Origin of the sequence: Flavobacterium sp. (assembly GCF_043778725.1) — a bacterium.
Taxonomy (GTDB): Bacteria; Bacteroidota; Bacteroidia; order Flavobacteriales; family Flavobacteriaceae; genus Flavobacterium.
On record NZ_JAYWFT010000102.1, the window covers coordinates 1 to 14,265 of the forward strand.

Genomic DNA, 14,265 nt, shown 5'->3' on the forward strand with positions numbered 1-14,265 from the left:
ATACTCTTTTAAATGGGTATTAGTTTCGTTAACTTTCTTAAAAGAAGTTTGATTTGTGAGTTCCTCTTTGGCATAAGGAATGAAAAGCTTTTTTAATGCTATAGCATCACCATCAAGAATAACCAAACCTTCATTTTTAAACAATTCATTGGCTAAAAACTGGGTTGCTTTGGCAAGGTTGTCATTTTCTAAATAGGATTTTTGAAATTTTTTTTTTAAATAATTTGCATTTTCACCAACTCCTATTTCCGACGAAAAAGCTGTAAAAACATTTTCTAAACCTATTGTAGAATATCGTCCAACTGGTCCTGAACTTTCCTTATTCCATTTTATTTTTTTATTTTTAAAATTGAAATAATTAATTTCTTCAAAGTCATGATCTTCGGTTGCCATCCAATAAATTGGTACAAAATCATTCTCTGGATATTTTATTTTTAGTTCTTTGCACAGATTTATTGTAGAAACAATTTTATATAAAAAATATAAAGGACCAGTAAATAGGTTTAATTGATGACCTGTAGTTATTGTAAAAGTAGTTGATTTTTTTAAAAGCTTAATATTGTTTAATGTACTAAGCGATGCATCAACATTTACATATTGTTTTTCTAGCTCGGATGCTATTATTTGCCTGTTTTCATCTGGAAAATTATCTTGCTTTTCTTCTATTTGAAGTTTAAAATTTTCAATATTAGGAAAACGATTATACAACTGCTTAAGTTGCGGTTTTTCATCTAAATAATCAATTATTACTTTAGTAAAATATCCCGAATCTTGATAGCTTATACAATCTGTTGGCATTTTATTTTTTATTTATTTCTTACAATTCTACCTTATGGCTTAGGTTGTAAAATTACTTAAAATTTAAATCTTTTTTACAATTACTAAATACTAAATAATAGTTAAATCCTAAATATTAATTTTACTTTTGTAAAAACTATTTTCCATTGAAAGATATCCTTCTCATAACGCCACCTTTTACGCAGCTCAATACGCCTTATCCGGCAACGGCATACATCAAGGGATTTTTAAATACAAAAGATATTTCGGCTATTCAAATGGATTTGGGAATTGAAGTTATTCTAGAATTGTTTTCTAATAAAGGTTTAAAAGAAATATTTAGTGTTTCAAATTTGAAATTTCAAGTTAACCCTAATCTAATAAACCCAAATTTAGAAAGAATTTATTCTTTAAAAAACGATTACATAAAAACTATTGATGCAGTAATTGCCTTTCTTCAAGGAAAAAAACCATCAATGGCAAGACAAATATGTAGTGGTAATTTTCTGCCAGAAGCTTCTCGTTTTAGTCAATTAGACGATATGGAATGGGCATTTGGTAGTATGGGAATGCAAGATAAGGCGAAACATCTAGCAACATTGTACCTCGAAGATTTGTCCGATTTTATAAAGGAAGTTATTGATGAAAATTTTGGTTTTTCGCGCTATGCCGAACGATTGGGTAGAAGTGCCAACTCTTTTAATGAGATGTACGATGCACTAAATAGTGAATTGACGTACATTGATTTAATTTCACTTAAAATTCTTGAGGAAAAACTTAAAGTTGTTCAACCAAAATTGGTTTTAATATCGGTGCCATTTCCCGGCAATTTGTATAGCGCTTTTCGTTGTGGTCAATTTATAAAAAAGATTTTTCCAGATGTAAAAGTCTCTATGGGCGGTGGTTTTCCTAATACTGAATTACGCGAGTTAAAGGATAAGAGGGTTTTTGAATTTTTAGATTTTATAACTTTAGACGATGGTGAACTTCCTGTAGAATTAATAAATAACGCTGTTCTAAACCCAAATTCTAATGAATATAAACGAACTTTTTTATTAGAAAATAATCAAGTAGTTTATGTAAATAATACTACAAAACACGATTATAAACAAAGTCAAGTTGGTACACCAGATTATTCAGATTTACTTCTAGATAAATATATTTCGGTTATAGAAATTGCCAATCCAATGCACAGTTTATGGAGTGATGGTAGATGGAATAAACTTACCATGGCACACGGTTGCTATTGGGGAAAATGCACTTTTTGTGATATATCGCTCGATTATATTAAACTATATGAACCTGTTGCAGCCAAACTTCTAGTGGATAGAATGGAGGAATTAATTGCTCAAACAGGCGAAAACGGATTCCATTTTGTAGATGAAGCTGCACCACCAGCTTTAATGCGCGAAGTAGCTTTAGAAATTTTAAAAAGGCAATTGGTTGTTTCTTGGTGGACTAATATTAGATTTGAAAAGAGTTTCACTGCCGATTTATGTGTTTTATTAAAAGCATCAGGTTGTATTGCCGTTTCAGGTGGATTGGAAGTTGCATCAGACAGACTTTTAAAATTAATTAAAAAAGGTGTTACTGTAGAGCAAGTGGCTTTGGTTACCAAGAATCTTACAGAAAGCGGTATTATGGTTCACGCTTATTTAATGTATGGCTATCCTACACAAACCATTCAAGAAACTGTAGACAGTCTAGAAATGGTGCGCCAACTATTTCAACTGGGTATTTTACAAAGTGGTTTTTGGCATCAATTTGCCATGACAGCTCACTCACCTGTTGGAATGTTTCCAGATGAATTTGGTGTGACTCCTGTTCATAACGAAATTACATTTGCCAACAATGATATTGCTTTTATAGATAAAACAGGAATAGATCACGATAAATTTAGTTTTGGATTAAAAAAATCATTATTCAATTTTATGCACGGTATATGTTTTGATTATCCACTACAAGATTGGTTTGATTTTAAAATTCCGAATACTAAAATTTCTAATGATTATATTATTACGTGCTTAGAAAAAGAACCAGAATTCAATATAAAACCTTCAGCCAAGATTGTTTGGATAGGAGGAATGCCATTAGGTCAATCCTACACTAAATCTAAAAAAGGAAATTCTTGGCAAATGATCAAATTAATCTTTCATGATAAAACCGAAACTTTTGAAATTTCATTGGACGAAGATAAAGCGCAATGGTTAATCAAGATTTTAAAGATGATATCACTTTTAGAAATAAAAAACGCTGATATCTCAATTCAAACTTTTGCACAACTAAAATCAGATTTTGAGAATTCCTTCGAAGATTTTGAATTGTTTTGGTATTCTAAACCGATTTCTACATTGCGAGAATTTGGTCTTTTAGTATTATAATTTTGATTTAGTTTTTAGTTTTATAAACTTTTTCTTTCAAGATTTATAAAATCTTGTGCTACTTTGTTTAATCATGGTTTATTTTTTATTTTACAGTTTATTATTTAGCATTATGATTATCCTGCGGTAATAATTATATAATTTAAGATTTGATTTTTTTTAAATTTAAAAACAGATAATTATTGGCTAAACATCTCATAAAATTGGGATTGAAATTCTTAAAATTGAGAATAAAATTCTTAAAATTGGCTTAAATTTTTCTATATTTGCCTTAAAAAAAATGAAATATTTATTGATTTCCATGTTTTTTTTGTTGCAATTTACTGCTTTTTCACAACAAAAATCATGTTTTGATGTAGCTAGAAAAGGCACTTTGCAAGAAATAAAGTCAATGTTTACAGCCAATAGCAAGATTATTGATTCTATAAATGATAGAAAATCGAGTATGCTAATCTTAGCCTGCTATTACAATAATAATGAAGTTGCAAAATTTTTGATTGAAAACAAAGTTGACTTAAATTACGTATCTGATAGTGGAACCGCATTAATGGCATGTATTGTTAAAGGAAATAATGAAATGGCAAAATATATTATAGAAAAAAAAGCCAATATTAACTTGACTGATGCTAACGGAACCACAGCTTTGATATATGCCGTTAATTTTAAAAATATTGAAATGATTAAACTACTGCTTGATAATAAAGCAGATAAAACAAAAACGGATAAAAACGGAAAAACAGCCTTTGAATATGCCGCTTTTTCTAATGAACAACAAATTATAAACTTGCTTAAATAAATTACTATGAAAAAAAGATTACTTACTATTATTTTATTGTGTGTTGGAAGTTTTTCCTTTGCACAATTTACAACAGGTGTTGTTACACTTACAACTGGTATGACAATAAAAATTGATACCAATACAACAACAGCTACATTAACGCTTACAGGTCCAAGCACTACTTGGTTAGGAATTGGTTTTAACGGTTTTTCGATGTTTGAAGTTACAGATATGTTTATTTGGAATTCAACTTCTAATAGAGATTACACACCTTCAGGATCACATTCTACACCTAGTCCAGATGCTTCTCAAAGTTGGACTATCTCATCAGATACAGTATCTGGGTCTGTTAGAACAGTTGTTGCTACAAGAGCTTTGGTATCTACAGGTGATTATACTTTTCTTAACAACAATAGTTCTATCAACATTATATATGCATTAAGCAATACAACAACATTAAGTCAGCATGCTGGTGCTCATTCGGCTCAAACCTTAACACGAACAGCTCTTGGTGTAGAAGATTTTTCGCTAAATGCTTCTTCGGTTTTTCCTAATCCTTCCTCTGGCGAATTTGTTGTAAAAACGAAAACTTATTTAACAACAGTTACTATTTATACTCAAACTGGTGCATTTGTTAAAACCATTAATGTTGAGAATACTGCTGAAGAAGTAGAACTAAATATTAAAGGTCTAGAAACTGGTATTTATTTATTGGAATTAAAGAATGACACTGATACATCATGGAAAAAAGTTATTGTAAACTAATTTCTATTTTTTCTTGAATAAAAAACTCCTAAATTGAACATGCCCCAAAAAGTTAGACACTATTTGGGGCATTTTTTATGGTAAGAAAAGTTAATATGATTTGCATTTAAATTATCTTTCTATTATGCATCTCCTATTATAAATTCTTAATATGATTAATTTGAATTCAATTTATATTAATTAAATTTTCTAGTTTCTATTTTTTTAAAACAAAATTAAAAATCAATCATTAAATAACTTATTTTTAAACTGTTATTGCTGTGAAAGATATAGTTTTCAGCATAAAAAACGATGGTTTTTTGTCTCGTTTCTTTAAAAAGTTGGCAACATCACTTTATTCGTTAAGTGAACTACACCGTTAGAACATTGAATATTTGGAGTAGTAATATTACTTACTCTATTGTTTACGTCTTTCACTTTTGGTCCGCCACTCAACAATACTGTAAATGTTTGAGGTGATTGCAAAGAGTTAATTATCTGACCTTCAGTTAAATTGGTTGTCAAAAAAGCAGCAGCCGTTACATGATAGTTTAAAAGCTTTGTCATGTTGGCAGCCGAAACTCCAGGAACTCCACCAGCAATTTCAGTATTTAAAGATACAAAAGCCGTATTTACAGGAGCAAAAACTGTAAATGGTCCAGTTCCGGAAAGTATGGTTGGGTAATCTGGCTGGCCTGTTCCTGTTAAAACTCCAACTAAAGAAGTCAAATTAGGATTGGCAATAATGTGATCAAAAACGGTTGGTAATCCTATTACTGCATCTACAATATGAATAATTCCATTGCTTGCTAGTACATCTGCATTTTTTACTTCTGCAACATCATTTAAAACAACTCCACTGCTTTTGTTTACATACATGCTCAGTTTATTTGTAGAAGACGATCCAGTAGCCATCGTAGTTATATAACCACTTGCCGGTAAGTCTATCGATTTTAAAGATTGACCAATAACATGATTTAATAAAATTTCTTTTAATGTAGCTGTAGGAACATCATTTATGCTTGCAAAACCATACAAAGCCAAAAAATTATCAAATGCCAAATTCGTTGGAGCAAAAACAGTGTAAGTTCCAGATGCATCTAATGTTGTCAATAAATTTGTTCTTTGTAGAGCAACACCAAAAGTGCTTAATCCAGATTGCGACTGAACGATACCTGTAATTGTAGATTTTTTTGCATTGATTTCTTCTTCACTACTACAACTTATCATTGAAGTTACAACTAAGATAAAAGCAGAAAGTAAGAAAAATTTCTTAAGTATTTTAAAATGTTTCATAAGTATTTCTTGTAGATTGGTTTTTTAATATGTTAAAATTTCACTACAAAATTATACAAATAAATGAATTAAAATATTATTTTGCTTATGAACTTTATTTGGAGCTATTTTTGCATACTAAAACTGATAATTTTTAGTTATAATACAATTAATTTAGAATTTTATAAACCTATGAGATATTTGCTGCTTATTTTATTTTTTACAACTTCAATTTTTGCCCAAGAAATCAATAAGTTGGATGACAAAGGATTGAAAAATGGCTTGTGGAAAGGCACGTATGAAGATTCTAAAAGACCAAGATTTGAAGGTACTTTTAATCACGGAAAAGAAGTTGGAATTTTTAAATTCTTCGATAATACTGCCGCAGGAACCGTTATTGCAACTAGAGAATTTAGCGAAAATGATAATTCTTGCTATACTATTTTTTACAATCAAAGTAAAAACAAAGTAAGCGAAGGCAAACTTATAAATAAAATTTATGTAGGCGAATGGAAATATTATCATGAAAATTCACCTCAAATAATGACTACCGAAAATTATATAAACGGTAAATTGGAAGGTGTTAGAAAAGTATATTACTTAAGCGGAAAAATTGCCGAAGAAACAAGTTATAAAGCCGGAATTAAAAATGGATCTTATAAAAAATATACCGAAAATGGAATTCTCCTAGAAGACAGTCTATACAAAAATGGTGAATTCGATGGATTAGCGACTTTTAAAAATGCTACCGATGCAGTTGTAGCAAAAGGCGTTTTTAAAAACGGAAAAAAAGAAGGTATGTGGGACATTCTTAAAAAAGGAAAATTGGTAAAAGAAAATATGAGCAAACAAAAACAACGAAAATTTGTTAAAAAAGAAATCACTAGAGAAGAATAATTTGCTAAATTCGATGCCAAAATTAATTAACTCACCATGGATTTATATGAACTTGTAGGTAGGTTTCTACTGCTCTTTTTTTCGGTTTTAATCTTATACTTTTTTTCTAATAGAAAAGACAATCAAACTATAAATCCTTTAATTGTTATTGTAGGTCTTTGTACTTTTTCATTGTGTTATCTTTTTACAAGAATTGAAATTGGCGTAGGTATTGGTTTCGGACTTTTTGCCATATTTTCAATCCTTCGCTTTAGAGCGCAAACCTTCACCATTAATGCCATTGTGTTTCTTTTTGCAACCATAACATTGTCTATTTTAGACATTATGTATCCGTTTGAAAAACTTGAAGTTTTGCTGTTTTTTCAATCAATTATAATCGGATTTTATATCATTGCCTCTTTAATAGTTAATAAAAAAGCAACAAAATACCTCAATGCAATTGATGTGAAAATCGGTTATGAAAATACTTTTGTTCTTGATGATTTAAAAATTAGAAAATCAATTCAAGAAAAAATAAACATCGAAAATTTCGAATTCAAAGTCATGACTATCAATGCTATAAATAACGAAATAGAAGTCAAAGTTTTCTATTAAATAGTATATTTAGCGATTAATCATTAAACGGTCGCACTTGTTTAACATACAATTCTCGTTTTTCTCCAACAATTTTAAATTCAATATCAACAGGATGGTAAGCCGTTTTTTTCCAGTAACGGTACATTCTATTTTCTATTTTTTTACTCACTCTATAAAGTGCATTTATTTCAGTCATAGACAACAACGGTTTATTGTCATTTAAATTAGAATTAGAAGCATAATCTACATCAAAATTCGCGTGTTCTGGTTCAAAAACACTAAAGTCAAACACCGTAAATTGCTCACAAATAACACCTTTTTCTGGTTTTACAACAGAGTTATCACCTTTTTGAACATTGACCGTAATTCCAGAAAAATTATCTCTAAAAAGATTTTTAGTAATAATAACACCATTTGCTATTTCATCTGGAAAAGAACGATGTACCAAAACTCCCATGGCAATATTTTGTTGATCAATACCAAAAATTTCACGTTCCCAATACGAACTCTCGTTCCAAACACTTGCCCAAACCTGTTTTATTGCTTTTTCAAATGTCTTTATAGAATCGTTTAAAATTCCGGTTTTAGATTCATACAATCCTGCACCATTAAATCCGTCAATATCTTCGGCATTGGTTGAAGAGCGAAATCTAAAATTTTTAAATTCAGTTTGATTTCCCAAGCGTTGCTTCAATTTTGTTAGTAAGCCATTATCAATTGGTTCTTTCTTTATGGCATCTCTAATTTTTTTCAATTGCTTGTTAACCCAATCGGTAGAATCCTTGCGTTTGTTATTTAAAAGCTCCTTAATTAATATGGAAACAGTTTTTTTCTGAATGTGTTTTGTGTAAAAATAAAACGGAATAGCACAGGCATTCTCAGGAGTTTTAAACTTAATTTCCTTTGAAATAGCAATTAAATAAGCTAAGTTTTGTGCCTTCGAACCAATATAATTTACACCATTTTTAGGAATTTTAGACAAATCAACCAAGTTTGTTACAGTATTATCAGCAAGTAATTGTCTCTTTTTTTTAATTATATTCTGAACAATTTTTTTAGAAGTTTCTCCAATATAAAACGTATCAATTGCAATCTTTAATTCTACTTTTTTATCAATTAAAGTCCTTATTCTTTTATCGTTTAAAACGGTTGTGTAAGCCATAATCGGAATTTTTCTGTTTTTGCCCAAAATAACCAAATGGCTTAGCGGTGTTTGCAGCTCATTTACTATAATTCCTTTTACATTGGGTAAAATATCGGGTGTTCCATCTAGAATAATAATTTCGTTAGATTTGGGTTTTATCGTTTCCAATTCCTTTAAAGTGTACTGTTTTAAAATGCCAACATTTTTTCCGGAAACGACTTCTTGGTAATTAATTTCATTAAAAATATAATCCGATTTTACACACGCAATTGTGAATTTATTGTTCTCAAAAGCCTCAATTTTTTCACGACTGTTCAAGTAAAATTTCAGTTTATTTCCTATAAAAGTGGTTTCGGTTATTAGTTTATAAAATCGTTCAATAGTTGCAATTGGCATGTGATCGGACGAGGCTAATTCGAAAACCCATTTGTCCAATCCTTTAATATGATTGAGATTTCCCAATAAAAAATCTCGGTCTTTATCGGTATCGCTATAGTTTTCATTATTAAAAACGTCTAAGCCTTTGTCATAACTTAAATAATCTACAACGAACTCAAAATGCAGTCTTATTAATGTACTATTAAAATAATAAAGCTTTTTTGTTTTGATGTCATAAATCACTTTTACCGATTCAATATTTGAGAATTTATCCGATAATGGTTTTCCTTTAAATGATTTGTAATTCTCATAGTTGTCTAGTGTAGCAGTATAATTTTGGCTATAAAGCGAACCAATTAGAGTAAAAAAAAGTAGTATAAAACAGATTTTTTTCATGAAATTTTATTTAAGAATAAAAGTAATCAAAAAAACAATATCTTTTTTCTACTATTGAATTATATAAACTTATGGTAACGAGTTATAATTCTGTAGAAATTGGAGTAACTTTGCAACCATTACTTTAAAATAAATTATGAAACGTGTTGTAGTAGGGCTTTCTGGTGGAGTTGATTCGAGTGTTGCAGCCTATCTTTTGCAAGAGCAAGGTTATGAAGTTATCGGACTTTTTATGAAAAATTGGCACGATGATTCTGTAACAATTTCCAACGAATGTCCGTGGCTAGAAGACAGTAACGACGCACTTCTTGTTGCAGAAAAATTAGGAATTCCGTTTCAAACAGTCGATTTGAGCGAGCAATACAAAGAAAAAATCGTTGATTATATGTTCAACGAATATGAAAAAGGACGCACTCCAAATCCTGATGTTTTGTGCAATCGCGAAATTAAGTTTGATGTTTTTATGAAAATTGCACTTTCGCTTGGCGCAGATTATGTAGCGACAGGTCATTATTGCAGAAAAGGCGAAATTGAAGTTAACAAAAAACCTGTTTATCAATTGCTTGCAGGAAAAGACGACAACAAAGACCAATCCTATTTTTTATGTCAATTATCGCAAGAGCAATTGGCTAAATCATTGTTTCCAATTGGCGAATTAACAAAACCTCAAGTGCGAGAAATCGCCATGAAATTAGATCTAGTTACCGCCGAAAAGAAAGATTCTCAAGGACTTTGTTTCATTGGTAAAGTGCGTTTGCCCGAATTTTTACAACAACAACTACAACCTAAAGAGGGTTTGATATATGAAATTGATGCTAGTAATGAAGTTTACAATAAAGTAAAACCTACTTTTAATTCGCTCGAAGAAGAATTAATTTACGAAGCAACTTCAATAGAATACAATCCTACTATGGGAAAAGTGGTAGGAAAGCATCAAGGAGCACATTATTTTACCATCGGACAACGAAAAGGATTAAATGTTGGCGGAACAAAAGAAGCACTTTTTATCATTGCAACTGATGTAAAAACCAATCAAATTTATACAGGACAAGGACATACACATCCTGGATTATTTAAAAAAGCTATTAAAGTTATTCCTTCAGAAACTCATTGGATTAGACAAGATTTAAAACTACTAAACGGACAATCGATGCAAGTAATGGCGCGAATTCGTTACCGTCAAGAACTTCAAAAAGCAACTTTACATCAATTTGAATCGGGATTGTATGTAGCATTTGACGAACCTCAATCGGCAATCACTCAAGGACAATTTGTGGCCTGGAATGTTGGAGAGGAATTAGTTGGTTCGGGAGTAATTTCGTAGTTTACATAAAAATATATTTCACAAACCAATAATTAGCAATAGGTTTTCATTAGTTTTATGTAAATTTGATAGATTCAAAATTACTATTCTATGAAAAAATATCTAATAATTTTATTTCTTTCAAACGCATTATTCTCACAAACCAATTTACAAAAAACTTGGAGTACTTATTATTTGACTAATAGGTCAGATGTTGGTAGTTCAATTATTGATAGTTCTGGAAATATTATTGTTTGTGGCACTGTAAGTATCAAAGAAGATCTATCTTTTTACACACAATTTACTACTAGTGGATGTAATCAAAATACACCTTATGGCGGTAATTCGGAGGGTTTTATAGCGAAATTTTCACCATTGGGAAATCTAATATGGTCAACTTATTTTGGTGGAGAATCAGATGATGGTTGTGCGAAAATTATCATCGATTCAAATAATGATATATATGTTAGTGGTGTAACTCAAAGTTTTAGTAATATATCTACAGCAGGAGCATATATGAGTAATGTTACGAGTATGTTTACTTCTACAAGTTTTTTAACAAAATTTTCCAGTTCAGGAAATCTGATTTGGAGTACTTACATTCCAGGTAGTGTTTTTTGTACTAAATTAATTAATGGCAATCAAATTTATTTAGCAGGATACACTTTCAATCCTAATAATGGTTTAGCAACTATTGGTTCTTACAAGGAAAATGCTGATTTATATAATGAAGGTGTTGTTTCTAATTGCAATGGTTTTTTTATGAAATTTGACCTTCAAGGAAATAGAATATATGGCACTTATTTAGGAAAGTGTACAATAAGCTCTTTTGATACGGATAGTAACAATAATGTTTACTTTAGTGGTGGTTTAATTTATGGTAATCAAACAAACTCATTTACAACAACTAATCTATGCCATCAACCAAATTTTGGTGGCGGCTCAAGTGACTCGTTCATTATGAAATTCGATTCAAACGTGACAAATAAAATTTGGTCTACTTTTCTCGGCGGTAATGCTCAAGACAACATTAATAGTATTTTAATAATTGATGATTTCATATATTCTTATGGTTTTACATTTAGTTCAGATAATATTTCAACTTACGGTAGTTTTCAGACGAACATTACAAACTTAAATAAATCTGATGGTTGTTTAGCAAAATTTAATTTGGATGGAACTAGAATTTGGGGAACTTATTTTGGCGGAACTGATACAGACAAAATAGGTAATGTAGTTTTTAATAGTGGAAAATTATATCTTTTTGGGTCAACAAAAAGTTTAGATAATATTGCAACTAGCGGGTCTTATCAGGAAAATTATTCGGATATTTACTACAATAGTTTTTTACTTACTAATAGTTTTTTTGCAGAATTTAATATTGACGGAGCAAGAAATTGGTCTAGTTATCTCAATGGAGTTTCAATAAAAAGTTTGATTTTTTCAGATTTTAATGGGTTTTATCTTTCAGGATCTACAGCCAATAGTACTGGTATTTCAACTCCAAATTCTCTTCAACCCAACTTAAATATAGGTGCAACAACTCAAGCAGGAACTTTGCCCTACAACATGTTTCTTAGTAAGTTTGAGTTTGCGCCACTAAGCACTTCAACTTTTAGTGCTAGTGCATTGCAATTGGTTCCCAATCCTAATAAAGGGATTTTTTCTTTGAAAGGTGAAGTTGTAGCTAATACCAATTTAAAATTAATTTTTTATGATGCTTTAGGCAGAGTTGCTGCACAAAAAGACCTTGATAATTTATCCAATAAATTAGACCAAACAATTAATTTAGAATCGCAAGTAGCAGCCGGAGTTTATCTAGTTAAACTATTTAATGATGATGCTCTAATTCAAAATTTTAAAATTATAATTCAATAACATAAAGTTTTATATCACAAACCAATAATTAGCAATAAGTTTTCATTAGTTTTATGTAAATTTGATAGATTAAAATTACTATTCTATGAAAAAAATAATAAACCTACTCTTTCTTTTTGCGACTTTACTATCCTTCTCCCAAGAAGATGCTTGGGTTTACTTTAATGATAAACCCAATGCACAAACTTTTTTAGACAATCCTCTTTATATGCTCACCCAAAGAGCTTTAGATAGAAGAGCAACACAAGGAATTGCACTAAATATAAATGATGCGCCAATTGATCAAACCTACAGTAATCAAATTGCTGCCGCTATCGGAATTACAGTTAAAGCCAAATCCAAATGGTTAAATTGCCTTCATGTTCGTGGTTCTGTTATAGATATTACTGCCTTAACTAGCTTGCCTTTTGTAAACAGAGTACAGTTTGCAAATACTACTTTAAATGCTAAAAATTTAATTCCAAAACCTATAAAACCAGTAAACAAGCAATTAAATGTTCAAGCCAATTTTGCCTACGGAAATTCTGCCAATCAGATAGAAATGCTTAACGGACATTTACTTCATCAAGCCAATTATACAGGCACAGGAAAAATTATTGCCGTTTTAGATTCAGGTTTTTTAGGAGTCAATTCAGCGCAACCTTTTCAGCGATTGTTTACCAATAATTTAATTCTTGGTGGCTATAATTATGTAAGTCAGACTACAGATTTGTATGTTTTACACAACCACGGTACCATGACTTTGTCTTGCATGGGTGGTTTCACAGACGGTCAATTGGTAGGAACAGCTCCAGATGCGCATTATTATTTGTTTATTACAGAAGATGTAACGTCAGAAAATCCTGTCGAAGAAAGTTATTGGGTAGAAGCAGCAGAAGAAGCCGATAGGTTAGGAGTAGATGTTATTTCTACATCATTAGGATATTTTGGCTACGATAATCCCAATTATAGTCATACATATCAAGAAATGACAGGAAATAGCGCTTTTGCTTCTCAAGGTGCAAATATTGCTTTTAGTAAAGGAATGATTGTGGTTGCTAGCGCAGGAAATTCGGGTAGTACTGCCAATCCTCATATTGGCGTTCCGGCTGAGGCAACCAATGTTCTTGCTGTTGGAGCTGTAAAATATGATGAAGTTTATGCGGCTTTTAGTTCTATTGGACCAAGTTACGACAATAGAATTAAACCAGATGTAATGGCCAAAGGTCAGGCTGCAGTAGTTTCTAATAGTAATGGCGATATTGTTACAGCAAGCGGAACTTCTTTTTCTTGCCCAATTATGGCCGGAATGATTACAAGTTTTTGGCAAGCAGTTCCTAATCTTACTAACCAACAAGTTGTTGATTTTGTAAAACAATCATCCGATAAATTTTCTAATCCAGACGCACAATATGGTTATGGAATTCCCGATTTTCAATTGGCTTTATCATCAGCTTTACTAGCTGTAAATGGCAATGAAAAAGAATCTTTTTATATCGTTCCCAACCCAAATCAAGGCCAAATAATAGTACATTTTCAAGACAATCTACAAGAGGTGAAAATTTCAATTTATAACAACTTAGGACAAATTGTTTTACAAAAAAGTGAAATTCTAAACAATCAAATTTTAGATTTAAATACTTTAAATGCTGGTGTTTATTTCTATAAAATCGCTTCCGCAAATACTATACAAGCCGGAAAAATAATTAAGAAATAAACTTTAGCTAATCCAATATACAATCAATAAATTTTGATTCGA

The 14,265-nt window shown here is 30.5% G+C and carries 11 protein-coding genes; 8 read left to right on the plus strand and 3 right to left on the minus strand.

Annotation, left to right across the window (positions count from 1 at the left end; translation table 11 throughout):
* Positions 1-798 (minus strand): bacillithiol biosynthesis BshC (gene bshC, locus ACH2CG_RS09380; protein WP_395064495.1); only part of this gene is annotated, 798 nt, incomplete at its 3' end.
* Positions 799-944: 146 nt separating this feature from the next.
* On the opposite strand from bshC, the gene ACH2CG_RS09385 reads away from it, so the two are divergent.
* The 3 genes from ACH2CG_RS09385 to ACH2CG_RS09395 all read left to right on the plus strand — a co-directional run bounded on the left by ACH2CG_RS09385 (position 945) and on the right by ACH2CG_RS09395 (position 4,701).
* On the plus strand, positions 945-3,158 hold the full coding sequence (locus ACH2CG_RS09385) for a B12-binding domain-containing radical SAM protein (protein WP_395064497.1): 2,214 nt from the start codon (positions 945-947) through the stop codon (positions 3,156-3,158).
* Between the two features lie 280 nt (positions 3,159-3,438).
* Entirely contained in the window at positions 3,439-3,954 is a 516-nt protein-coding gene (locus ACH2CG_RS09390) for an ankyrin repeat domain-containing protein (protein WP_395064499.1), read from the plus strand.
* 6 nt (positions 3,955-3,960) lie between these two features.
* A complete protein-coding gene (locus ACH2CG_RS09395) occupies positions 3,961-4,701 on the plus strand; it encodes a T9SS type A sorting domain-containing protein (RefSeq protein ID WP_395064501.1) in 741 nt (246 codons plus the stop codon).
* Positions 4,702-5,013: 312 nt separating this feature from the next.
* Here ACH2CG_RS09395 and ACH2CG_RS09400 read toward each other — a convergent pair whose 3' ends face one another.
* Complete coding sequence (locus ACH2CG_RS09400) at positions 5,014-5,976, minus strand: fasciclin domain-containing protein (RefSeq protein WP_395064503.1); 963 nt, start codon at positions 5,974-5,976, stop codon at positions 5,014-5,016.
* Positions 5,977-6,147: 171 nt separating this feature from the next.
* Here ACH2CG_RS09400 and ACH2CG_RS09405 point away from each other — a divergent pair, with 171 nt between their 5' ends.
* Positions 6,148-6,852: a toxin-antitoxin system YwqK family antitoxin gene (locus ACH2CG_RS09405; protein WP_395064505.1), complete on the plus strand. Its 705-nt coding sequence runs from the start codon at positions 6,148-6,150 to the stop codon at positions 6,850-6,852.
* Positions 6,853-6,888: 36 nt separating this feature from the next.
* A complete protein-coding gene (locus ACH2CG_RS09410) occupies positions 6,889-7,446 on the plus strand; it encodes a DUF4956 domain-containing protein (protein WP_395064507.1) in 558 nt (185 codons plus the stop codon).
* 16 nt (positions 7,447-7,462) lie between these two features.
* Here the strand turns inward: ACH2CG_RS09410 and ACH2CG_RS09415 are convergent, their stop codons facing one another.
* Positions 7,463-9,346 carry a PEP/pyruvate-binding domain-containing protein gene (locus ACH2CG_RS09415; RefSeq protein WP_395064509.1) on the minus strand — a complete coding sequence of 628 codons (1,884 nt, stop codon included), beginning with the start codon at positions 9,344-9,346 and terminating at the stop codon, positions 7,463-7,465.
* A gap of 136 nt (positions 9,347-9,482) precedes the next feature.
* Here ACH2CG_RS09415 and mnmA point away from each other — a divergent pair, with 136 nt between their 5' ends.
* The 3 genes from mnmA (at position 9,483) to ACH2CG_RS09430 (ending at position 14,223) form a co-directional block, all read left to right on the plus strand.
* Positions 9,483-10,670 (plus strand): tRNA 2-thiouridine(34) synthase MnmA, encoded by a 1,188-nt coding sequence (gene mnmA, locus ACH2CG_RS09420; protein ID WP_395064511.1) that lies wholly within the window; start codon positions 9,483-9,485, stop codon positions 10,668-10,670.
* Between the two features lie 90 nt (positions 10,671-10,760).
* On the plus strand, positions 10,761-12,527 hold the full coding sequence (locus ACH2CG_RS09425) for a T9SS type A sorting domain-containing protein (protein WP_395064513.1): 1,767 nt from the start codon (positions 10,761-10,763) through the stop codon (positions 12,525-12,527).
* Positions 12,528-12,612: 85 nt separating this feature from the next.
* Entirely contained in the window at positions 12,613-14,223 is a 1,611-nt protein-coding gene (locus ACH2CG_RS09430) for a S8 family serine peptidase (RefSeq protein ID WP_395064515.1), read from the plus strand.
* Positions 14,224-14,265: the final 42 nt, after the last annotated feature.